The organism is Streptomyces yongxingensis (genome assembly GCF_055597465.1).
Genome location: NZ_CM145717.1, coordinates 1236028 through 1257120, shown reverse-complemented (window position 1 = coordinate 1257120; position 21093 = coordinate 1236028). Strand labels below are relative to the sequence as shown.

Here is a 21093-nt window from a genome sequence, read left to right as displayed (position 1 = left end):
CGCTCATCGATCGCTCTGGCATCTGACTCTGTCAATTTTCAACAGGTTCCGTAATGCGCCCTCAATGTGTGCCCCCGCCGGGTCTAGCGTCCCTGGCCCAGGGGAACACCTGGAGCGCCGCACGGCGCGGCGCATCCCGACCGAGGGAGACCGCCCATGACCAAGCCGCGCAGCACCGCCGCACGCTCCGTGGCCGATCTCGACCGGATTCTGGACGGTCTGGTGGCCGGAGCCGCAGGCGTACGCCATGCCGTGGTGCTCTCCCGGGACGGGGCGACCGTCAGCGCGTCCGGTGGGCTCTCCCGCCATGAGGCCGAGCACCTGGCCGCCGTCGCCTCCGGATTCCACGGCATCGCCGCGAGCGCCGGGCGCCGGGGGCGTGGCGGGCCGTCCCGGCGGACGATGATCGAGACGGCGGCGGGCACCCTCTTCGTCGTGGCGCTGGCCGACGGCGCGTGCCTGGCCGTGCTGGGCACCGCGGGCGCCGAGCCGGGCGTGATCGCCGAGGAGACGACCCGGCTCGTGGACCTGGTGGACCGGCGGCGCGGCCCATGGTCCCGCCGACGGTTCGGCCGGATGCGCCGGGGTACCCGGAATGGCCCCCGGAAGATCACTCCGACGACCACGGCGAAGGGATGCGGCGATGCGAGCGGTGACCTGGCAGGGCCGACATGATGTGCGGGTCGAGACGGTGCCCGACCCCATCATCAAGGAGCCGACGGACGCGATCGTCCGGATCACCACCACGGGGCTGTGCGGGTCCGATCTGCATCTGTACGAGGTGCTCACGCCCTTCATGACCCCCGGCGACATCCTCGGCCACGAACCGATGGGCATCGTGGAGGAAACCGGCCCGGAGGTGACGCACATCAAGCCCGGCGACCGCGTGGTGGTCCCGTTCCAGATCGCCTGCGGTCACTGCTGGACGTGCCGCTCCGGTCTGCCGACGCAGTGCGAGACCACCCAGGTCACCGAGCACGGCATGGGGGCGGAGCTCTTCGGCTACACCAAGCTCTACGGTGCGGTGGCCGGCGGCCAGGCGGAGTATCTGCGGGTGCCGCAGGCCCAGTACGGCCCGATCAAGGTGCCCGAAGGAGTCCACGACGACCGCTACGTCTATCTGTCCGACGTACTGCCCACGGCATGGCAGGCGGTCGAGTACGCGGAGGTGCCGCGCGGCGGCACGCTCGCGGTCCTGGGGCTGGGCCCCATCGGGATCATGGCCTGCCGGGTGGCGAAGGCCCGGGGTCTGGCCGACCGGATCATCGGCGTGGACCTCGTCCCCGAGCGGCTGCGCCGGGCGCGCGCCGATGGCGTCGAGGTCCATGACCTCAATGACTTCTCCCGCCAGGAGGACCTGGTCGAGGCCGTCCTCTCGACCACCGGCGGCCGCGGACCGGACGCGGTCATCGACGCGGTGGGAACGGAGGCCCACGGCAGCCCGCTGGGCCGGACCGCCCAGCGGGCCACGGGTCTCCTGCCGCGGGAATGGGCCGCCAAGCTCACGGAGAAGGCCGGGGTCGACCGGCTGGCGGCGCTGCGGCTGGCCATCGCGCTGGTGCGGCGCGGCGGAACGATCTCCCTCAGCGGGGTCTACGGCGGGATGGCCGATCCGCTGCCGCTGATGACCATGTTCGACAAGCAGATCCAGCTGCGGATGGGCCAGGCGAACGTGCGGCGCTGGGCCGACGACATCTTCCCGCTGCTGACGGACGACGACCCGCTGGGCGTCGACGGGTTCGCCACCCACCGCGTGCCGCTTGAGGAGGCACCCCGCGCCTATGAGATGTTCCAGCACAAGGAGGACGGTGCGATAAAGATCCTCATGCGCCCGTAAACGTCGGATGGGCGCGGGTGCGTCATGAAGGGATGGATTTCGGTCGAATCTCGCTACTCGGCGACCCCGGAGAGCGCGAGCACCTTGTCGACGCGCACCCTGACCAGCAGCTCGCCCGGCACGCCATTGCGGGCGCCGTACTCCTCGGCCCGGTCCTCGCCCATGTAACGGGCGGCGATCCGGGTGGCCCAGTCGCGGACCTGCCCCAGATCGTCGATGAGTTCGGCGCGCCCCCGCAGGGTGACGAAGGCGAACGGCGGCCTGTCGTCGTCCACACAGATGGTGAGCCGGTCGTCCCGGGCCAAGTTCCGCCCCTTGACCGTCTCCTGACCTGTGTTGAAGACGAGGTCGTCACCGTCGAGCAGGAACCACACGGGGGCGAGGTGCGGACTTCCGTCGGCCCGCACGGTCGCCAGCTTCGCGGTGCGGGTGCCCTCCGTGACGAACTTCTGCCACTGATCCTTGGTCATGTTCTGTGCCATGTCCCCATCCTGCGTCAATCAGCGCACAAGCGTGGGGTGCCGGGCGGGGTGGGTTGCCCAGACGGCGGCAGTGAGAAAGGCTGGCACGCAGCTGAAGGGGAATCGGGGAGGAATCGGATATGGCAGTGAACAAGGGGCTCGACTGGTTACTGGACGACCTGACCGAGCGGATCGCGGAGATACGGCACGCGCTGGTGTTGTCCAACGACGGGCTGGTGACGGGGGCGAGTTCCACGCTGGTGCGCCAGGACGCCGAGCACCTGGCGGCGGTGGCGTCCGGGCTGCACAGCCTCGCCAAGGGATCCGGGCACCACTTCCGCACGGGCCGGGTGCGGCAGACGATGGTCGAATTCGACGAGGGCGTCCTCTTCGTCACGGCGGCGGGGGACGGCAGCTGTCTGTGCGTGCTCACCGGGCCGGACGCGGATGTGGGGCAGGTCGCCTACGAGATGGCGCTGCTGGTCAACCGGGTGGGGGAGCACCTGGGAGTCGAGGCCAGGCAGGAGAGCGGCGCACCCAGTTGATGCCGCGCGGAAGTTATCCACAGGCATGACCGGCCGTCTTGCTTCGCGGCTATCGTCGTCACTGTCAGTGATTGAGGCAGTGCGGGGGAGGACGTCGCATGGCAGTGCGGGTGGATCAGGAGCTGCGGGAGAGCCAGGGGCCGTGGAGCCCGGAGTGGCTCGGCGAGCCGAGCGTGCCGGGACGGGCGAGCGGGCCGGGAGACCCTGGCGGGCCGGCGGGGCCGGGCGGATCGGGCGAGAGCGTCGCGTTCGGCGCGGCGGCCCGGGCGCTGGGGCTCAGCACGCGGGAGTTCGAGCTGGCCGTTCAGCTGGGGGAGGTGCGCACCGTCACCACCGGTCTGGGCCGGCGGGTGGCGTGCGAGGAGTTGAGGCGGGTGACCGCCGCCGAGGGATTCCCGGAGGCGCTCATCGCCCGTCTCCGCGTGGTCGGCACCGCGGAGGGCGCGGAGCTGCTCGGCATTACCCAGGGGCGGTTGACCCGCCTCGCGCGCGGGGGTTTCTTCGCCCCCGTCCGGTTCTATGTCAATCGCTATCGGGCCGTCGTATGGCTCTATCTGGCGTCGGATCTGACCGAGTTCGCCGTCAGGCAGCCGGAGTTGCTGAGCGGCCGCACCCCGCCGGGGCTGAGCGCCGCATTGGCCGCCGGGGAGGACTGGCGGGCCGCCAAATGGCGCAGCCGCAGGATCGGCCAGCTGCTCGCCCAGACCGAGGACCCCTGGGAGCGGGCCGCGGTGCCGGCCTCGGTGCTGGGCTCCGTCGAGCTGGCCTCGGCCGTGGCCGATCCGTATGAGCGGGCCCATCTGCGGGAGCTTCGCCCCGCGCTCGTCCGGATGCGTCCCGAGGCCGGCACGGTCCGGGATGTCGTCGACAGGGTGGTCACGGCGGACGACCCACGGGAGATCCGGCGCTATCGGGCCGCCCTCGCCGCATCGTTGGACGACGCCCGCCGGACCCGGCCCGCGCCGCGCCCGGACGCCGGGCCGGAGCCGACGCTCGATGACCGCATCCCGGCCCCGGGCCGCCCGCGAAGCCTGTGGCAGAAGCTGATCGGCAGGCGATGAGCCATGGCGCGGCACGTCCCGGTGGAGCACACCACGATGGGCTCAGCCGCCGTCGGCGGCACCTTCGGCGGGCCGTAGCGGACGAAACAGTCCCTCTTGCACCACGGATACCAGGAGCCGACCCGCGCGGTCGTAGATCCGGCCGCGCGCCAGTCCCCGGCCGCCCGTGGCCACGGGCGACTCCTGCTCGTAGAGAAACCACTCATCGGTGCGGAACGGCCGGTGGAACCACATGGCGTGATCGAGCGAGGCCATGTCGAAGCCCCGTGGGCCCCACAGCGGCTCGACCGGCACCCGCACCGCGTCCAGCAGCATCATGTCGCTCGCATAGGTGAGCGCACAGGTGTGCACCAGCGGGTCGTCCCCGAGCGGCCCCACCGCGCGCATCCATACGGCACTGCGCGGTTCCGCGCCCTTGAGCTCCTCGTCCGTCCAGCGCAACCGCTCCACATAGCGGATGTCGAAGGGCTGCCGGCGCTCCATGCGGGCGAACGCCTCGGGGAGCGTGCCCAGATGGGCGCGGACCTCGTCGGCGAGGGTCGGCAGACCCTCCGGCCCGGGCACATCCGGCATCGGCAGCTGCTGCTCGATACCCGGCTCAGGAGAATGAAAGGAAGCCGTCAGATTGAAGATCGTGCGACCCTGCTGGATGGCGACGACCCGGCGGGTGGTGAAGGAGCGCCCGTCCCGGACCCGCTCCACCTGGTACACGATGGGCACACCGGGCCGCCCCGGCCGCAGGAAGTACGCGTGCAGCGAGTGCACCGGCCGCCGCCCGTCGGTGGTCCGCCCGGCGGCCACCAGAGCCTGGCCCGCCACCTGCCCGCCGAACACCCGCTGCAGCGACTCATCGGGGCTGCGGCCGCGGAAGATGTCCAGCTCGATCCGTTCCAGGTCGAGCAGATCGACCAGGCGCTCGGCGGGATTGGTCATCGGTGGTGCTCCTTCACTGAGGGGGCCGGGCCGGTCCCCGGCGTGGACCGCCTCCAGGAGGCTACAGTTGGCCCACGTCGGTGACCCGGACCACCGCCCGGCCCTCCTCGTCGGAGGCGGCGAGATCGACCTCCGCCGAGATGCCCCAGTCGTGATCGCCGTTCGGGTCGTCGAAGGTCTGCCGCACCCGCCACAGACCGTGCTCGGGGTCCTCCTCGATCCGCAGCAGCTTCGGCCCGCGGGCCTGCGCTCCGGTACCGAGCTCCTCGTACTCCTCCCAGTACCCGTCCAGCGCCTCCGCCCAGGCGTCCTCGTCCCAGCCGGAGTCGGCGTCCATCTCCCCGAGCTCGGCGACCTTGTCCAGCGCGGCCAGCTCCACCCGGCGGAACATGGCGTTGCGCACCAGCACGCGGAAGGCGCGGGCGTTGGCGGTGACCGGCCTGACCTGGTCGGCGCGCTCCTGGGCCTCCTCCGCCGACTCCTCCTCCGGGTTGGCCAGCTGCTCCCACTCGTCGAGGAGGCTGGAGTCGACCTGCCGCACCATCTCACCGAGCCAGGCGATGATGTCCTGGAAGTCATCGGACTTCAGATCGTCCGGCACGGTGTGGTCCAGGGCCTTGAAGGCGCTGGCCAGGTAGCGCAGCACAATGCCCTCGGTCCGCGCCAGGTCGTAGAACGAGGTGAACTCGGTGAAGGTCATCGCCCGCTCGTACATGTCGCGGATCACCGACTTGGGCGAGAGCGGATGGTCGCCGACCCATGGATGGCTCTTGCGGTAGAGCCCGTACGCGTGGAAGAGCAGGTCCTCCAGCGGCTTGGGGTAGGAGATGTCCTGGAGCCGCTCCATGCGCTCCTCGTACTCGACGCCGTCCGCCTTCATCGCGGCCACCGCCTCACCGCGCGCCTTGTTCTGCTGCGCCGCCAGGATCTGCCGGGGGTCGTCCAGCGTCGACTCCACGACCGAGACCATGTCCAGGGCGTAGGAGGGCGATTCGGGGTCCAGCAGCTCGAAGGCGGCCAGCGCGAAGGTGGACAGCGGCTGGTTGAGCGCGAAGTCCTGCTGCAGATCCACCGTCAGCCGGACGATCGGGGCGCCTCCGTCCTCCCCGTCGGCGTCCCTGGGCTTCACCTGCTCGACCACCCCGCCGTCCAGCAGCGAGCGGTAGATCGCGATCGCCCGGCGGATGTGCCGCAGCTGGTTCTTGCGCGGCTCGTGGTTGTCCTCCAGCAGGTGGCGCATCCCCTCGAAGGCGTTGCCGGGACGGGCGATGACCGACAGCAGCATCGCGTGGGTGACCCGGAACCGGGAGGTGAGCGGCTCGGGTTCGGAGGCGATGAGCTTCTCGAAGGTGTTCTGGCCCCAGTTGACGAAGCCCTCCGGCGCCTTCTTGCGGACCACCTTGCGGCGCTTCTTCGGATCGTCCCCGGCCTTCGCGAGCGCCTTCTCGTTCTCGATGACGTGCTCGGGCGCCTGGGCCACCACAAAGCCCGCGGTGTCGAAGCCGGCCCGTCCGGCCCGGCCCGCGATCTGGTGGAACTCCCGGGCCCGCAGCGTCCGCACCCGCTGGCCGTCGTACTTGGTCAGCGCGGTGAACAGGACGGTGCGGATGGGCACATTGACGCCCACGCCCAGGGTGTCCGTACCGCAGATGACCTTGAGCAGCCCGGCCTGCGCCAGCTTCTCCACCAGCCGCCGGTATTTGGGCAGCATGCCCGCGTGGTGCACACCGATCCCGTGCCGGACGTAACGGGACAGGTTGCGGCCGAACTTGGTGGTGAACCGGAAATTGCCGATCAGCGAGGCGATCTCGTCCTTCTCGGCGCGCGAGCACATATTGATGCTCATCAGCGCCTGGGCCCGCTCGACCGCCGCCGCCTGGGTGAAGTGCACGATGTAGACGGGCGCCTGCTGGGTCTCCAGCAGCTCGGTCAGCGTCTCGGTCAGCGGCGTCGTCCGGTACTCGTAGCTCAGCGGCACCGGCCGGGTCGCGGACCGCACGACCGCGGTGGGCCGCCCGGTGCGCCGGGTCAGATCCTCCTCGAACCGGCTCACATCACCGAGCGTCGCCGACATCAGGATGAACTGCGCCCTCGGCAGCTCCAGCAGCGGGATCTGCCACGCCCAGCCCCGGTCCGGCTCCGCATAGAAGTGGAACTCGTCCATCACCACCTGGCCGATATCGGCGTCCTTGCCGTCCCGCAGGGCGATGGACGCCAGCACCTCGGCGGTACAGCAGATGACCGGCGCGTCCGCGTTGACCGACGCGTCGCCGGTGAGCATCCCGACGTTCTCGGTGCCGAAGAGCTTGCACAGCTCGAAGAACTTCTCCGAGACCAGGGCCTTGATCGGCGCGGTGTAGAAGGTGACCTCGTCCCGGGCGAGCGCGGCGAAGTGGGCCCCCGCCGCCACCAGGCTCTTGCCCGAGCCGGTGGGGGTCGAGAGGATCACATTCGCCCCGGAGACCACCTCGATCAGCGCTTCCTCCTGGGCGGGGTACAGCGAGATGCCCCGCTCCTCGACCCAGGTGGAGAACGCCTCGAAAAGTGCGTCGGGGTCGGCGTCGCTCGGCAGCTGATCGATAAGAGTCACGCACCTATACTGCCTGGTTTCCCCGCCGGGGCGGCAACCGGCTGTACGTGCGAAGATCGTCCGCAGCTAGGCTGTGCCGGGCCGAAGCAGTCAACTCCCGCTCGGAAGCGGGAAAGAACAGGGGCGGGGTACGACCATGATGGGACCGGCGCATTCGCTGTCCGGGGCGGCGGCCTGGCTGGGGGTGGGGGCGGCGGCCGCGGCGGCCGGCCACGCGATGCCCTGGCCGGTACTGGTCGCCGGCGCGCTGATCTGCGCGGGAGCGGCGCTCGCCCCCGACCTCGACCACAAGGCGGCGACCATATCCCGCGCCTTCGGGCCCATCTCGCGGGCTCTGTGCGAGGTGATCGACAAGCTCTCGTACTCCGTCTACAAGTCGACCAGGAAGGCGGGCGACCCGCGCCGCTCCGGCGGCCACCGCACCCTCACCCACACCTGGGTATGGGCGGTGCTGATCGGCGCCGGAGCCTCGGCGCTCGCGATGGTCGGCGGGCGCTGGGCGGTGCTGGGCATCCTCTTCGTGCACATGGTGCTGGCCGTCGAGGGCCTGCTGTGGCGGGCCGCGCGGGTCTCCAGCGATGTCCTGGTGTGGCTGCTCGGAGCGGCCAGCGCCTGGATCCTCGCCGATGTGCTGCACAAGCCCGGCAATGGCTCGGACTGGCTGTTCAGCGCACCGGGCCAGGAGTACCTCTGGCTGGGCCTGCCGATCGTGCTCGGCGCCCTGGTCCACGACATCGGGGACGCGCTCACGGTCTCCGGCTGCCCGATCCTGTGGCCCATTCCGATCGGCCGCAAGCGCTGGTACCCGATCGGTCCGCCGAAGGGAATGCGGTTCCGGGCCGGCAGCTGGGTCGAATTGAAGGTGCTGATGCCGGTCTTCATGCTGCTCGGTGGCATGGGCGGACTGGCCGCCCTCGGCGTGATCTGAACCCCGGACCGGGCCGGGGCGGCCCCGGACTGGACCAGGGGGGTCCCGGACGGCACCGGGGTGGCCACGCCGGTGCGCGGCCACCCCTGCTGCTACTGATGCCAGGAGCGCCACAGCGCGGCGTACGCCCCGTCCGCCGCGACGAGTTCGTCATGGCTGCCCAGTTCGGTGATCCGGCCGCTCTCCACCACGGCGATCACGTCCGCGTCATGCGCCGTGTGCAGCCGGTGGGCGATCGCCACCACGGTCCTGCCCTCCAGCACCCGGCCCAGCGACCGCTCCAGATGGCGCGCCGCCCGCGGGTCCAGCAGCGAGGTGGCTTCGTCCAGCACCAGCGTATGCGGATCGGCGAGCACCAGCCGGGCCAGCGCGATCTGCTGCGCCTGTGCGGGGGTGAGCGCGAGGCCGCCCGACCCGACCTCGGTGTCCAGGCCCTCGTCCAGCGCGCGGGCCCAGCCGTCTGCGTCCACCGCGCCCAGCGCCGCCCACAGCTCGGCGTCCTCGGCGTAGGCGCGGGCCAGCAGCAGATTGTCCCGCAGCGAGCCCACGAAGACATGGTGCTCCTGGTTGACCAGGGCCACATGCTCCCGGACCCGCTCGGCCGGCATTCGCGCCAGCTCCGCCCCGCCCAGGGTCACCCGGCCGGTGCGCGGGGAGTAGATCCCGGCCAGCAGCCGCCCCAGGGTGGACTTCCCCGCCCCGGACGGGCCCACCAGCGCCAGCCGCGTCCCCGGAGGCACCTTCATGGACACCTCGTGCAGCACATCGCTGCCCTCGTGGTAGCCGAACCGCACCTCGTCCGCCCGCACCTCCCGGCCACCGGGGACCACCCCCTCGTCGGCGGGGCCCTCCTCGATCTCCCGCACCCCCACCAGCCGGGCCAGCGACACCTGCGCGACCTGCAGCTCGTCGTACCAGCGCAGGATCAGCCCGATCGGCTCGACCAGCATCTGCGACAGCAGCGCCCCGGTGGTCAGCTCGCCGATCGACATCCAGCCCCGCATCACACACAGACCGCCGATCATCAGCACCGAACCGGTGATCAGCGTGTAGCTCACATTGATCACCGGGAAGAGCACCGAGCGCAGCCAGAGGGTGTAGCGCTCCCATGCCGTCCACTGCCGGATGCGCAGCTCGGACTGGGCGATCCGCCGGTCGCCCAGCCGGTGGGCCTCGATGGTCCGCCCGGCGTCCACGCTCTCGGTGAGGGAGGCGGACACCGCCGCGTATCCTGCCGCCTCCGAGCGGTAGGCGCTCGGCGCGCGGCGGAAGTACCACCGACAGCCGATCACCAGCACCGGGAGCGCCACCAGCACCGCGAGACCCAGTGGGGGAGCGGTCAGGGTCAGCGCGCCGAGCAGCAGGCCGGTCCACAGCACACCGATGGCGAGCTGGGGCACGGCCTCCCGCATCGCGTTCGCCAGCCGGTCGATATCGGTGGTGATCCGGGACAGCAGATCCCCGGTGCCGGCCCGCTCCAGCACCCCCGGGGGCAGACCCACCGACCGTACGAGGAAGTCCTCCCGCAGATCCGCCAGCATTTGCTCGCCGAGTACCGCCCCGCGCAGCCGCACCAGCCGGACGAACACGGTCTGCACCACCAGCGCCACCGCGAACAGCGCCACGGTGCGCCCGATGTGGAGGTCCTTCTCGCCCTCGGAGAGGTCCTCGACCACGCCACCCAGCAACTGCGGGCCGACCATGGAGGCGAGCACCGCGGTCGCGTTCACGACCATCAGCACGGTGAAGGCGGCCCGGTGCCGCCGCAGCAGCTCACGCACATAGGCCCGCACGGTGGTGGGTGTGCCGACCGGCAGCGTTGTCGCCGACTCCGGTGCGGCCGGGTCATAGGCGGGCGGTGCCACGCCGATCATGCCGACTCCTCGATCTGTTCCTCGATCCGCCCGATGTCTTCGCGCGCGACGTCCTCTCGCGCGAGGTCCTCCGGGCCGTGGTCGGCCGGCCCGGCGGGCCGCCCGGCACTCCGCACGGCGGCCTCGCCGTCCGTCTCGCGGGTGACGACCGCGCGATACGCGGAATCGGTGCCCAGCAGCTCACGGTGGGTGCCCACCCCCGCCGCCTCGCCGTCGGCCACGAACACCACCCGGTCGGCCCGGTCCAGCACCAGCGGGCTGGAGGTGAACACGATGGTGGTCCGGCCCGTCCGCAGCCGCCGCACCCCGTCGGCGATCCGCGCCTCGGTGTGCGAGTCCACCGCGGAGGTCGGCTCGTCCAGGACCAGCACCTCAGGATCGGTCACCAGCGAGCGGGCCAGCGCCAGCCGCTGCCGCTGGCCACCCGACAGCGAGCGGCCGCGCTCGGTGATCCGGGTGCGCATGGGGTCGGCGTCACCCTCGTCGGCCGCCGACGCCTGCGCCAGGGCCTCCAGCACATCGCCGCACTGGGCCGCCTCGAGGGCCTTCTCCGCCGAGACCTCCCCGGACCTCGGCACATCCAGCAGCTCGGCGAGCGTCCCTGACAGCAGCACCGGGTCCTTGTCCTGCACCAGCACCGCCGTGCGCGCCGAGGCCAGTGCCACCTCGTCCAGGGCGACCCCGCCCAGCAGCGCCGACGGCGCCGCGCCGTGGTCCCCGTCGCCCGGGCCGCCGTGCGCGGGATGTCCGCCGAGCCGGTCCGCCAGCCGCCCGGCCGCGTCCGGGTCGCCGCACACCACCGCGGTCAGCACCCCGCTCGGCGCCAGCATCCCGCTCACCGGGTCGTACAGATCCCCGCCGAGCGGTGTGGTGGCCTCCCGCGCTTCCGCGCGCTCGCCACCGTCCGCGGACGCCGCGGTGGCCACGGTGGCCGTGCCCTCGCCGCCCCCGGAGGAGCGCCGCAGCGCCAGCACCCGGGCCGCGCGCTGCGCGGAGGGCCGGGAGAAGGAGTACGCCATGGCGATCTCCTCGAAGTGCCGCAGCGGGAAGAGCAGAAAGGTGACCGCGCTGTAGACGGTGACCAGTTCGCCCACCTCGATCCGCCCCTCGCGGGCCAGCGACGCCCCGTACCAGACCACACCGATCAGCAGCAGCCCCGGCAGCGCCACCTGTACGGCCGCGATCAGCGCCCACATCCGCGCGCTGCGCACCGCCGCCGCCCGCACCTCCTGCGAGGCGTTCCGGTAGCGGCCCAGGAACAGCTCCTCGCCGCCGATGCCGCGCAGCACCCGCAGCCCGGCCACGGTGTCCGAGGCCAGCTCGGTGGCCCGGCCCGCCTTCTCCCGCTGGTCGTCGGCCCGGCGCGCCGCGCGCGGCAGCAGCGGCAGCACGGCCAGCGCCAGCGCGGGCACACCCACCGCCACCACCACTCCCAGCGCCGGCTGGTAGAGCACCAGCGCCACACAGAGCGCGACGGTGGTGATCGCGGCCGCGGTGAAGCGGGACAGGGCCTCCACAAACCAGCCGATCTTCTCGACGTCGCCCGTGGAGACGGCGACGACCTCGCCGGCCGCCACCTTCCGGGTGAGCGCGGCCCCCAGCTCCACCGCCTTGCGGGACAGCAGCTGCTGCATCCGTGCCGCCGCCGTGATCCAGTTGGTGACCGCCGCACGGTGCAGCATGGCGTCCCCCAGCGCGGTGACCACGGTGAGCCCCACCATCAGCGCCCCGGCCATCGCCAGCCGGGAGCCGGAGCGGTCCACCACCGCCTGCACACCGAAGCCGATGGCGAGCGGGAAGGACACCAGCGCGGCCATGTGCACCAGACCCCAGAGGGCCGCCTTGACCTGCCCGCCCAGCTGATTCCTGCCCAGCCAGAAGAGAAACCTCGGACCTGACCGCACGTCGGGTCGGCCGGGATCGGGGTACGGAAGATCGCGAATGTGCATGACGTCCCAAGGTCGGGCGGGCGGCGGAGGAGGGGAGGCAGGAGACGTGCAAGGCTGACGTTCTCACGGTGCGGAATTCAACTGGTTTTCCCGGGACCGGCCGGAACACGCCAATCCCGCATGCCCCACTGTCCTATGGGGGTGGGACCATGGGGACATGCGAATTTCCGGCACGATGTCCATGCGTGCGGCGGCCGCGGCCGCCGCGGCCCTCGTCCTCCTCACGGCCTGCGGTGACGGCGGCGGTGACAGCGGCGGCGACAAGGGTGCGGACCAGGGCGAACAAGCGCTGCGCAGCGGGGCGCCCAGGCCGGATCCCACGCGTATCCCGGATGTGGGGGACAAGCTCCAGTCCAGGATCCCGGACCAGTCCCGTCAGGTCGTTGCGGTCTACGGCAAAGGGGTGAACTCCGGGGACTCGACCGTGGTCCTCTACACCAAGCAGGGCAAGGCATGGGAGCGGACGCGCAGTTGGACCGCGCACAATGGCAAGCGCGGCTGGACGACGAACCATCACGAGGGCGACAAGCGCAGCCCGGTCGGGGTCTACACGCTCAGCGACGCGGGCGGTGTGCTGCCCGACCCCGGCGCCCGGCTGCCGTACACCTCGTCCGGCTCCTTCGCCGCGCCGCACTACTGGCCCAAGTCCCACTGGACGGACTTCAACTACGTCATCGCCATTGACTACAACCGCGTCAAGGGCACCTCGCCGCTGGACCAGACCCGGCCCGAAGGGCAGCGCAAGGGCGGCAGCATCTGGCTGCACATGGACCACGGCAGCGGCACTTCGGCCTGTGTCAGCCTCCCCAAGTCCGGTATGGAGTATCTGCTGAAGAACCTCGACCCCAAGCTGCACCCGGTGGTGGTCATGGGGGACAAGGCGCACCTGGCCGCCTGAGCGCGGCGCCGGGGACTTCCCGGCGGTCCAACGGATCGAGGTGGCGAGGTCACACGGATCTCGGCGGGGCAGCCGCCCAGATCTCAGCAGCGGTGGTCCGGGGCGCCGGACAGGGTGTCCAGCAGCTCGCCCAGCACCTCGCGCTGCTGATCGTCGAGCGGTGCCAGGATGTCCTCCGCGGCGGCCCGGCGGGCCTCGCGCAGCGATCGCAGCGTGGAGCGCCCGGTGTCGGTGAGCTCGACGCGCACCACCCGGCGGCTGGTCGGATCCGGTACGCGGCGCACCGAGCCATGCGCCTCCAGGGCGTCCACCAGCGTCGTCACGGCGCGCGGGACCACCTCGAGGCGCTGGGCCAGGTCCGCCATCCGCGGCGGCTGGTCGTCATGGGCCACGGTGCGCAGCAGGCGGGACTGGGCGGGGGTGATGCCCAGTGGCTCCATATAGCGCTTCTGGGCGCGGTGCAGTCTGCGGGTCAGGCGCAGCAGCTGCTCCGCGAGGAGGCCGGATGTCTCGGGCGTGGGCATGATCGCAGTTTATCAGGACCGGGTTCATTGTGAGCATAGGTAACAATGAGCTATGCTCTCAAAGTCCGCGCCGACGCGGCCGCGGCTCGACCAAGCCGACACCCGCGGCGGCCTCCCTGTCTCCAGAAGGAGCCCATGCACCCCGACACACCTCCGTCATGGACACCGTCCGCACAGGAGCCCGAGCGGCCCGCCCAGGTGCGCCGCATCCTCCGGCTCTTCCGTCCCTACCGAGGCCGCCTCGCCGTGGTCGGCCTGCTGGTCGCCGCCTCCGCGCTGGTCTCGGTCGCCACGCCGTTCCTGCTCCGGGAGATCCTCGACACCGCCATCCCCGACGGCCGCACCGGACTGCTCACCCTGCTCGCCCTCGGCATGATCTCCGCGGCCGTCGTCAACAGCGTCTTCGGCGTTCTGCAGACCCTGATCTCCACCACCGTCGGCCAGCGTGTGATGCACGATCTGCGCACCGCCGTCTACGACCGGCTGCAGCGCATGCCGCTCGCCTTCTTCACCCGCACCCGCACCGGCGAGGTGCAGTCCCGTATCGCCAATGACATCGGCGGTATGCAGGCCACCGTCACCTCGACCGCGACCTCGCTGGTCTCCAACCTCACCAGCGTGGTCGCCACCGTGGTCGCGATGCTCGCGCTCGACTGGCGGCTGACCGTCGTCTCCCTGCTCCTGCTGCCGGTGTTCGTCTGGATCAGCCGTCGCGTCGGCGCCGAGCGCAAGAAGATCACCTCGCAGCGCCAGAAGCAGATGGCGGCCATGTCCGCGATGGTCACCGAGTCCCTGTCGGTGAGCGGAATCCTGCTCGGCCGCAGCATGGGCCGGTCCGAGTCGCTCACCCAGCAGTTCGCCCAGGAGTCCGAGCGCCTGGTGGGCCTGGAAGTGCGCTCCAACATGGCAGGCCGCTGGCGGATGTCCACCATCGGTATCGTCATGGCCGCCATGCCCGCGCTGATCTACTGGGCCGCGGGCATCGCCCTCCAGGCCGGTGGCCCCGCCGTCTCCATCGGCACGCTCGTCGCCTTCGTCTCGCTCCAGCAGGGGCTGCTCCGGCCCACGGTGAGCCTGCTGTCCACCGGTGTGCAGGTGCAGACCTCCCTCGCCCTCTTCGCCCGCATCTTCGAATACCTCGACCTGCCGATCGACATCACCGAGCCCGCCGACCCGGTGCGCCTGGAGAAGGTGCGCGGTGAAGTCCGCTTCGACGGCGTCGACTTCGACTACGACGGCACGCCGCCCGGCCCGTCGAAGGGCGCGTCGAAGGGCCCGTCGAAGAGCACGCCGTCGAAGGGCACCCTGCGCGGCATCGATCTGACCGTCCCCGCGGGCGGCAGCCTGGCGGTCGTCGGATCGACCGGCTCGGGCAAGACGACCCTCAGCTATCTGGTGCCCCGGCTCTACGACGTGACCGGCGGCCGAGTGCTGATCGACGGCGTGGATGTGCGCGACCTCGACTTCGACTCCCTCGCCCGGGCCGTCGGCGTCGTCTCCCAGGAGACCTATCTCTTCCACGCCTCCGTCGCCGAGAATCTGCGCTTCGCCAAGCCCGACGCGACCGATGAGGAGCTCGTGGCCGCGGCCGAGGCCGCCCAGATCCACGACCACATCGCCTCCCTCCCGGACGGCTATGACACCCTCGTGGGAGAGCGCGGCTATCGCTTCTCCGGTGGGGAGAAGCAGCGGCTGGCCATAGCCCGCACGATTCTGCGCGACCCGCCCGTCCTCATCCTGGACGAAGCCACCAGCGCCCTGGACACCCGCACCGAGCAGGCCGTCCAGGAGGCCATCGACGCCCTGTCGGCCGGCCGCACCACGATCACCATCGCCCACCGGCTCTCCACCGTGCGCGACGCCGACCAGATCGTCGTCCTCGACGGCGGCCGCATCGCCGAGCGGGGGACCCATGAGGAGCTGCTGGCCAAGGACGGACGCTACGCCGCACTGGTGCGGCGCGACGCCCATCTGTCGCCGGTGGTCCCCGCCGTCTAGTGCCCAAAGCCCTCCGCAGAACCTCCTGAAAGACGCGGCACCGCAACCCCCACGGTCACGCGGGCACGGTGCCGGCCGGGGCCGAGGTGTCCGTGCACTGCGCCGGGACCTCGCTCGCCGGGTGGCAGACGATCCGACGTGTCGGGAGCTCCGGAGCGGCGCCCCCACCCCCGGAGTGAGCGGGCATGCCCCCGCCCCCGGAGTGAGCCGGCACCAGGTTCCTCAGCGTCTGGCCCGGCTCCAGACCCAGCTCCTCGAGCAGCACACGGCGGCACTGCTCGTACTGCCGCAGCGCCGCGCCCCTGTTGCCGGCGGCGAGATGCGCGTTCATGAGCACACGATGAGCGCTCTCCCGCAGGGGTTCCGCGCGTACGGCGGCGAGTCCGGCGGCGACGGCCTCGCCATGGCGGCCCGCCGCCGTCAGCCGTTCGGTCATCGCCTCCAGGGCATACAGCCGGAGTTCATGGTATTGCTCCTGCTCGACCAGCACCCACTCGTTCTCCGACCACTCCGGTAAGAGATCGGCCGAGAGATCCTCCCGTGTCTGCGCGGTGAGGATGTCATCGCACGGCCGCGTCATATCCAGCAGCCGGTGCGCGCGCGTCGCCGCCACGTGGATATCCACGTCGATGTGCTTGCAGATGGCCAGTTCCTGCGTGGACGCGTCGATGACCTGATGCCCCGTTCGGGTGGCGCGCCATAACGACGATCGGAGGTTGGCGTTGGCGCGGGAGGCCGTGACGTCCGGCCACAGCATTCCGGCCACGTAGGTCCGGCTCCGTGGCATGTTCTGCAGGGCGAGGAAGGCGAGGAGGCGCTGGGCGCTGGAGGATATGGGAACGCGGTTCTGATCGACCGACAACGCGAAACTCTTGAGCAGTCTCAACGTCATGACGTGGCCTTCTGCGCTCATCGGCCCCCCGGGGCGATATTGGCTCCAGCGACCCATCCCGTGCGTCCCGTCGGGATGCCCTAAAGCCATGTTACGAGCAGATCATGATCGTGTGTCCGTCTTCTCGCCAAAGGACGCTATATGGCAGGCCATCACCGGAACGTCGCGGCGACGTCACCTCTCCGGCTCGAGTAACTGGTCGAGCCAGGCACGCACGGCCGTGAGCACATCGTCGACCGCGCTCACCGCGCTGGGGGCCGTCTGATGCCCGCCCCCGGTCGGCACGATGCGCGCACGGAATCCATCCGGCCTGCCGCCTTCCACCCAGACCCGGAGGATCAGGACACCGGTCCGTTCTGAGGGGATTTCCATGAAGGGACAATATGCCCGCTCGTGTCACCTCGGCGTTGTCGACGTGTGTCCGGGCTCGTCATCGTCGGCCACGAAAACGGACCGGTGACGTTCGAGTGATGTGCGTATCGCGGTCCGGCCACGCCGGGCCCGGCATCCTCTCGGAGCACGCTTTCGAGCGCGGAGAGGGGGAGCATTCGCATGGGCGACTTCGGCGTCATCGCCGACGTCTCCACGGTCATCGTGGACAGCCTGACCCAGGCCCTGCGCGGGCTCAGCCAGGTGGAACCGCCGATCGCGGAACTCAACGACCTCTCCGAGACGGTCCAGACACCACCGCCCAAACTCACGGTGTTCCTCTACGAGATCGCCGAGGACCCCACCTCGCGCAACCGGCCGCCGGTGCGCTCCCAGCCCCCCGACCCCCCGACCACCCGCAAGCCGCCGATGGCCCTGCTGCTGCGGTACCTGGTCACCCCCTGGGGCGGTGACCAGGCCACCCAGCACCGGATGCTCGGACGGGCCCTCCAGACGTTCTACGACGACGCGATCCTGGACGGCGCACAGCTGTCCGGCAGCCTGGCGGCGAGCACCGACGCGCTGCACCTCAGCCTGACCCCGCTCACCTTGGACCAGAAGTCCTGGGTCTGGTACGCGATTCAGAAGCCGTACCGGCTGTCGCTCAACTACGAGGTCCGCGTGGTCAACCTGGACTCCGCCGTCGAGACGCCGGTCCGCCCGGTGCACAGCCGGGTCATCAGCGGGGCGGGGCTGCCATGAGCCGCTTCCTGCCGCTGGAGCGGTCGACGCTCTACAGCCCGGCCTGGTTCATACCCTTCGACGACTACGCCCGGCGGGTGCGCGCCGCCGGGGTCACCGTCCAACTGGACCGCTACGACGACGGCGGCTGGCTGCCGCTGGACGACACGGCGGTGCGCACCCCCAGCGCGGCCTTCGTCTATCCGGGTCTCGGCCGGTGCGCCGAGCCGTGGGCGGCCCGGCCGCGGCGCCACCGGGCCCGTTTCACGGCCCCCGGCTACCAGCCGCTGTACCCGGCCGACGGACAGCCGTTCTCGGCCGCCCTGGTGGGCGTCGAGTTCCTGGTGCACCCGCATGACGACGGCCACCCGCCGCCGGTGGTGACCGAGCCCCGGCTGGTCAGGCTGCTGCCGAGCGTCTCCTTCCGCTATCCGCCGGGACTGCGCACGGTGCACGGCGCCGTGATCGACGCGGCCACGAAGGCGCCGATCGCCAATGCGCTGGTGGAGGCCAGGGGGCAGACCAGCCGGGACCTGACGCCATGGCACGAGCGCACCCTGTCCGACGCCGCGGGCGCCTTCCGGCTGGCCCTGCGGTGGGAGGGCGAGAAGGCCGACGAGCACGCCGTCGAGGAGACATTCCGCCTCCAGGCCACCGAGCGGCCGGGCCGGTCCGGATCGCTGGTCGTGCGGCTGCCCCAGGACACCGAGCGCCGGCACGTCATAGAGATCCGCGATAGTTAAGGAGCCGTCCATGGCGGAGTATCTGAGCCCCGGGGTCTACGTCGAGGAGATCGACGCGGGCCCACGGCCGATCGCGGGGGTGAGCACCAGTACGGCCGGAATGGCCGGGGTCACCGTGCGCGGTCCGTACACCGGCAAGCCCAAACTGGTCACCAACTTCCTGGAGTTCCAGAACACCTTCGGCGGATTCCTCCGCGAGCCCGACCCGCTGATCCGGGACACCTGGGCGAACGACCCGGCGGAAGGCGGCCGCTGGTGGCTGTTCCCGCTGGCCGTCAAGGGCTTCTTCGACAACGGCGGTCAGCGGCTGTACATCAAGCGGGTCGCCAGCAAGCAGGCCGGCCCCTCCTCGGGCGTGCTGGGCCACGGTCTGGTGAGCCCCGTCACCGGCGACGCCGCCAAGGGCGCCACCCGCCTCGAACTCGGCCATCTGATCGGGTTCTCCGGCGTCGGGCAGCAGATCCAGATCTTCCGCGGCGACGACCAGCAGTCGATCCACACCGCCGGTGTCGCCGCCTATGACGCCACCACCCACCGGATCGAGCTGGACGCCCAGCTGCCCGCGGAGGTCAGGGCGGGCCGCGGCGACTATGTGCAGATCGGCCCGCGCAGCGCGGAGCAGACACTGGAGTTCGCCGCCGTCAGCCCCGGCTCGTGGGGCGACGCGGTGCAGGTGCGGATCCAGCCGATGACCTCGGCCGCGTTGCCGGTGCTGCCGGATCCGCAGGAGGGCGGGCTGTTCGTCACACGGCTGGCCGCGGACGCCGCCGCCGACAGCGAGACGGTCGAGGTCGCCGCGGTGACCGGGCTCGACCCCGACGAGCTGCCGTCCGACGTGTGGGTGCAGATCGGCTCCGGCCGCTTCAAGGTCCAGGTGAGCCGGCCGGCGGACGGGAAGGTCACGCTGACCCTGCCGTCCGGCGCGGCCCATGAGGCATGGCGCGGTGGACTGCTGGTGCGCCGGGTGCGCCGGGGCAACACCTCGGCGGGGACGACGCTGCGGGTCGGCGGGGCGAGTCGGCTCTACGAAGGCGCCGTCGTCCAGCTCGACGACGGCACCCATCTGACCGTCCGCACCGTCGAAGCGGTCGCCGCGGACGTCGTGACCCTCGACGGAAACGTGCCCGGGACGCTGTTCGAGACCGATCGGATGCATCTGATCGAGGCGCAGGTCGACGCCCGCTTCACCGACCCGTCCGGGGCCGTGGAGACCGAGACCCACCGCAACCTCCGGTTCACCGGCGACACACCGGCCAACCTGGTGACCACCCTGGCCGGCCGCTCCCGGCTGGTGCGGGCGACGGCGCTGGGCGCCCTGTCCACCGACCCGACGAAGTTCCCCCTGCCCGCCGTCGGATCCTGGCTGACGCTGGGAGACGGGGACGACGCCTACCGGAGCCTGAGCGTGGCCGACTTCGTCGGCGAGGACGGCGGCAGTGGCAAGCGCACCGGGATCGCCGCGCTGGAGGACATCGACGAGGTGGCCGTCTGCGCCGTGCCGGGCATGTGGTCCGGGACGGTCGAATCGGCCCTGGTCACCCACTGCGAGCTGCTCAAGGACCGGTTCGCGATCCTCGATCCGCAGGACGGCCTGGACATCGAGGGCGTCCAGGCGTTCCGCCAGCGGTTCGACACCAAGTACGCCGCGCTCTACCACCCGTGGCTGGTCACCCGCGACCTGTCGGCGGGCCGCGACGTCGAGGTGCCGCCCTCGGGCCACATGGCCGGGATCTACGCGCGCGTGGATGTGGAGCGAGGGGTGCACAAGGCACCGGCCAACGCGGTCATCCGGGGCATCCGGCTGACCGACGGCATCGCCCAGGACATCACCAAGCGCCATCAGGACGTGCTCAACCCCAAGGGCATCAACGCGCTGCGGTTCTTCCCCGGACTCGGCCACCGGGTCTGGGGTGCGCGCACGCTCTCCTCGGACAGCTCGTGGAAGTACGTCAACGTCCGGCGGCTGTTCCTCTATCTGGAGGAGTCGATCGAAGAGGGCACCCAGTGGGTGGTGTTCGAGCCGAACGACGAGGCGCTGTGGTCCCTGGTCCGCCAGACGGTCACGAACTTCCTCACCACGGTCTGGCGCGGCGGCGCGCTCGCCGGTACCACCGCCGACGAGGCGTTCTTCGTCGCCTGTGACCGCACCACGATGACCGAGGACGACCTCGCCAATGGCCGGCTCATCTGCGTCATCGGCATCGCGCCGGTCTTCCCGGCGGAGTTCGTGATCTTCCGGATCCAGCAGAAGACCCGCGAGACCCAACTCGCCTGACTGCCCGAGGGAGTCCACCATGCCGCCCGTGATCAGGGACGATCCATACGCGTCCTATAACTTCGAGATCTTCGTGTTCAACGTCAGCAACGACGGGCTCGCGGTGAGCGGGTCCTTCACCGAGGCGAGCGGGCTGGAGCTGGAGATCCCGCCGATCGAGTACCGCAACGGGAGTGAGGACATCACCGTCCGCAAGATCCCGGGGCTGAAGAAGTTCACCAACCTCACCTTCAAGCGCGGCATCACCGGCCACGCCGCCTTCTGGAAGTGGGTGGCCGACGCGCTCAACGGCACGGTGAAGCGCACCCACGGCTCGATCGTGCTGTGCGACGAGAACCGCAACCACGTGATGCGCTGGAACTTCGACCGCGGCTGGCCCACCAAGTACACCGGACCGACGCTGAGCGCCACCAAGAACGAGATCGCCATGGAGACGCTCGTCCTGGCGGTCGAGAAGCTGGAGATCGAAACCTGA

Annotated in this window: 19 protein-coding genes; 11 read left to right on the top strand and 8 right to left on the bottom strand. The window is 71.0% G+C overall.

The window, feature by feature from the left end:
• Positions 1 to 156 precede the first annotated feature (156 nt).
• Complete coding sequence (locus ACZ6TD_RS05260; protein WP_471351191.1) at positions 157 to 675, top strand: roadblock/LC7 domain-containing protein; 519 nt, start codon at positions 157 to 159, stop codon at positions 673 to 675.
• Positions 644 to 1837, top strand: coding sequence for a zinc-dependent alcohol dehydrogenase (locus tag ACZ6TD_RS05255; RefSeq protein WP_471351190.1), 1194 nt, complete (start codon positions 644 to 646; stop codon positions 1835 to 1837). The genes ACZ6TD_RS05260 and ACZ6TD_RS05255 overlap by 32 nt, the downstream gene beginning before the upstream one ends.
• Positions 1838 to 1890: 53 nt before the next feature.
• On the opposite strand, the gene ACZ6TD_RS05250 is transcribed toward ACZ6TD_RS05255, so the two are convergent.
• Positions 1891 to 2319, bottom strand: coding sequence for a PPOX class F420-dependent oxidoreductase (locus tag ACZ6TD_RS05250; protein ID WP_471351188.1), 429 nt, complete (start codon positions 2317 to 2319; stop codon positions 1891 to 1893).
• A 119-nt stretch (positions 2320 to 2438) separates the two neighbouring features.
• Here ACZ6TD_RS05250 and ACZ6TD_RS05245 point away from each other — a divergent pair, with 119 nt between their 5' ends.
• On the top strand, positions 2439 to 2843 hold the full coding sequence (locus ACZ6TD_RS05245; RefSeq protein WP_020865999.1) for a roadblock/LC7 domain-containing protein: 405 nt from the start codon (positions 2439 to 2441) through the stop codon (positions 2841 to 2843).
• 98 nt (positions 2844 to 2941) lie between these two features.
• The gene (locus ACZ6TD_RS05240) at positions 2942 to 3904 is read left to right on the top strand and encodes a DUF6397 family protein (RefSeq protein WP_471351185.1); all 963 of its coding nucleotides are present in this window, start codon (positions 2942 to 2944) and stop codon (positions 3902 to 3904) included.
• A gap of 42 nt (positions 3905 to 3946) precedes the next feature.
• Here the strand turns inward: ACZ6TD_RS05240 and ACZ6TD_RS05235 are convergent, their stop codons facing one another.
• Together ACZ6TD_RS05235 and ACZ6TD_RS05230 are read right to left on the bottom strand one after the other, a co-directional pair.
• Positions 3947 to 4837 carry an acyl-CoA thioesterase gene (locus ACZ6TD_RS05235; RefSeq protein WP_471351184.1) on the bottom strand — a complete coding sequence of 297 codons (891 nt, stop codon included), beginning with the start codon at positions 4835 to 4837 and terminating at the stop codon, positions 3947 to 3949.
• A gap of 61 nt (positions 4838 to 4898) precedes the next feature.
• Positions 4899 to 7427, bottom strand: coding sequence for a DEAD/DEAH box helicase (locus tag ACZ6TD_RS05230; protein ID WP_471351182.1), 2529 nt, complete (start codon positions 7425 to 7427; stop codon positions 4899 to 4901).
• A 136-nt stretch (positions 7428 to 7563) separates the two neighbouring features.
• Here ACZ6TD_RS05230 and ACZ6TD_RS05225 point away from each other — a divergent pair, with 136 nt between their 5' ends.
• Positions 7564 to 8355 (top strand): metal-dependent hydrolase, encoded by a 792-nt coding sequence (locus tag ACZ6TD_RS05225; protein WP_471351180.1) that lies wholly within the window; start codon positions 7564 to 7566, stop codon positions 8353 to 8355.
• A gap of 92 nt (positions 8356 to 8447) precedes the next feature.
• Here the strand turns inward: ACZ6TD_RS05225 and ACZ6TD_RS05220 are convergent, their stop codons facing one another.
• Positions 8448 to 10229: an ABC transporter ATP-binding protein gene (locus ACZ6TD_RS05220; RefSeq protein WP_471351176.1), complete on the bottom strand. Its 1782-nt coding sequence runs from the start codon at positions 10227 to 10229 to the stop codon at positions 8448 to 8450.
• The gene (locus ACZ6TD_RS05215) at positions 10226 to 12178 is read right to left on the bottom strand and encodes an ABC transporter transmembrane domain-containing protein (protein ID WP_471351175.1); all 1953 of its coding nucleotides are present in this window, start codon (positions 12176 to 12178) and stop codon (positions 10226 to 10228) included. The genes ACZ6TD_RS05220 and ACZ6TD_RS05215 overlap by 4 nt, the downstream gene beginning before the upstream one ends.
• 157 nt (positions 12179 to 12335) lie before the next feature.
• On the opposite strand from ACZ6TD_RS05215, the gene ACZ6TD_RS05210 reads away from it, so the two are divergent.
• Positions 12336 to 13076 (top strand): hypothetical protein, encoded by a 741-nt coding sequence (locus ACZ6TD_RS05210; RefSeq protein WP_471351171.1) that lies wholly within the window; start codon positions 12336 to 12338, stop codon positions 13074 to 13076.
• An 83-nt stretch (positions 13077 to 13159) separates the two neighbouring features.
• Here ACZ6TD_RS05210 and ACZ6TD_RS05205 read toward each other — a convergent pair whose 3' ends face one another.
• Positions 13160 to 13600 (bottom strand): MarR family winged helix-turn-helix transcriptional regulator, encoded by a 441-nt coding sequence (locus ACZ6TD_RS05205; protein WP_471351170.1) that lies wholly within the window; start codon positions 13598 to 13600, stop codon positions 13160 to 13162.
• A gap of 135 nt (positions 13601 to 13735) precedes the next feature.
• On the opposite strand from ACZ6TD_RS05205, the gene ACZ6TD_RS05200 reads away from it, so the two are divergent.
• Positions 13736 to 15598: an ABC transporter ATP-binding protein gene (locus tag ACZ6TD_RS05200; protein WP_471351166.1), complete on the top strand. Its 1863-nt coding sequence runs from the start codon at positions 13736 to 13738 to the stop codon at positions 15596 to 15598.
• Between the two features lie 55 nt (positions 15599 to 15653).
• Here ACZ6TD_RS05200 and ACZ6TD_RS05195 read toward each other — a convergent pair whose 3' ends face one another.
• Entirely contained in the window at positions 15654 to 16490 is an 837-nt protein-coding gene (locus tag ACZ6TD_RS05195) for an AfsR/SARP family transcriptional regulator (protein ID WP_471351165.1), read from the bottom strand.
• A 174-nt stretch (positions 16491 to 16664) separates the two neighbouring features.
• Positions 16665 to 16862, bottom strand: a complete 198-nt coding sequence (locus tag ACZ6TD_RS05190; RefSeq protein WP_471351163.1) for a hypothetical protein — start codon at positions 16860 to 16862, stop codon at positions 16665 to 16667.
• A gap of 180 nt (positions 16863 to 17042) precedes the next feature.
• Between ACZ6TD_RS05190 and ACZ6TD_RS05185 the strand changes: the two genes are divergently transcribed.
• The 4 genes from ACZ6TD_RS05185 to ACZ6TD_RS05170 are packed head-to-tail and all read left to right on the top strand — an operon-like array spanning position 17043 to position 21093.
• Entirely contained in the window at positions 17043 to 17621 is a 579-nt protein-coding gene (locus ACZ6TD_RS05185; protein WP_471351160.1) for a Pvc16 family protein, read from the top strand.
• Complete coding sequence (locus ACZ6TD_RS05180; RefSeq protein ID WP_471351158.1) at positions 17618 to 18343, top strand: carboxypeptidase-like regulatory domain-containing protein; 726 nt, start codon at positions 17618 to 17620, stop codon at positions 18341 to 18343. Before ACZ6TD_RS05185 ends, ACZ6TD_RS05180 begins: the two co-directional genes overlap by 4 nt.
• Before the next feature lie 10 nt (positions 18344 to 18353).
• Entirely contained in the window at positions 18354 to 20618 is a 2265-nt protein-coding gene (locus tag ACZ6TD_RS05175) for a phage tail sheath C-terminal domain-containing protein (RefSeq protein ID WP_471351156.1), read from the top strand.
• 19 nt (positions 20619 to 20637) lie between these two features.
• Complete coding sequence (locus tag ACZ6TD_RS05170) at positions 20638 to 21093, top strand: phage tail protein (RefSeq protein ID WP_471351153.1); 456 nt, start codon at positions 20638 to 20640, stop codon at positions 21091 to 21093.

What these genes read in the sequence shown, in the direction of transcription:
- ACZ6TD_RS05245 (WP_020865999.1), top strand. Translation starts at nt 2,439, where the DNA reads ATGGCAGTGAACAAGGGGCTCGACTGGTTACTGGACGACCTGACCGAG.
- ACZ6TD_RS05260 (WP_471351191.1), top strand. Translation starts at nt 157, where the DNA reads ATGACCAAGCCGCGCAGCACCGCCGCACGCTCCGTGGCCGATCTCGAC.
- ACZ6TD_RS05200 (WP_471351166.1), top strand. Translation starts at nt 13,736, where the DNA reads ATGCACCCCGACACACCTCCGTCATGGACACCGTCCGCACAGGAGCCC.
- ACZ6TD_RS05250 (WP_471351188.1), bottom strand. Translation starts at nt 2,319, where the DNA reads ATGGCACAGAACATGACCAAGGATCAGTGGCAGAAGTTCGTCACGGAG.
- ACZ6TD_RS05255 (WP_471351190.1), top strand. Translation starts at nt 644, where the DNA reads ATGCGAGCGGTGACCTGGCAGGGCCGACATGATGTGCGGGTCGAGACG.
- ACZ6TD_RS05240 (WP_471351185.1), top strand. Translation starts at nt 2,942, where the DNA reads ATGGCAGTGCGGGTGGATCAGGAGCTGCGGGAGAGCCAGGGGCCGTGG.
- ACZ6TD_RS05205 (WP_471351170.1), bottom strand. Translation starts at nt 13,600, where the DNA reads ATGCCCACGCCCGAGACATCCGGCCTCCTCGCGGAGCAGCTGCTGCGC.
- ACZ6TD_RS05215 (WP_471351175.1), bottom strand. Translation starts at nt 12,178, where the DNA reads ATGCACATTCGCGATCTTCCGTACCCCGATCCCGGCCGACCCGACGTG.
- ACZ6TD_RS05170 (WP_471351153.1), top strand. Translation starts at nt 20,638, where the DNA reads ATGCCGCCCGTGATCAGGGACGATCCATACGCGTCCTATAACTTCGAG.
- ACZ6TD_RS05180 (WP_471351158.1), top strand. Translation starts at nt 17,618, where the DNA reads ATGAGCCGCTTCCTGCCGCTGGAGCGGTCGACGCTCTACAGCCCGGCC.
- ACZ6TD_RS05175 (WP_471351156.1), top strand. Translation starts at nt 18,354, where the DNA reads ATGGCGGAGTATCTGAGCCCCGGGGTCTACGTCGAGGAGATCGACGCG.
- ACZ6TD_RS05235 (WP_471351184.1), bottom strand. Translation starts at nt 4,837, where the DNA reads ATGACCAATCCCGCCGAGCGCCTGGTCGATCTGCTCGACCTGGAACGG.
- ACZ6TD_RS05210 (WP_471351171.1), top strand. Translation starts at nt 12,336, where the DNA reads ATGCGAATTTCCGGCACGATGTCCATGCGTGCGGCGGCCGCGGCCGCC.
- ACZ6TD_RS05225 (WP_471351180.1), top strand. Translation starts at nt 7,564, where the DNA reads ATGATGGGACCGGCGCATTCGCTGTCCGGGGCGGCGGCCTGGCTGGGG.
- ACZ6TD_RS05195 (WP_471351165.1), bottom strand. Translation starts at nt 16,490, where the DNA reads ATGACGTTGAGACTGCTCAAGAGTTTCGCGTTGTCGGTCGATCAGAAC.
- ACZ6TD_RS05190 (WP_471351163.1), bottom strand. Translation starts at nt 16,862, where the DNA reads ATGGAAATCCCCTCAGAACGGACCGGTGTCCTGATCCTCCGGGTCTGG.
- ACZ6TD_RS05220 (WP_471351176.1), bottom strand. Translation starts at nt 10,229, where the DNA reads ATGATCGGCGTGGCACCGCCCGCCTATGACCCGGCCGCACCGGAGTCG.
- ACZ6TD_RS05185 (WP_471351160.1), top strand. Translation starts at nt 17,043, where the DNA reads ATGGGCGACTTCGGCGTCATCGCCGACGTCTCCACGGTCATCGTGGAC.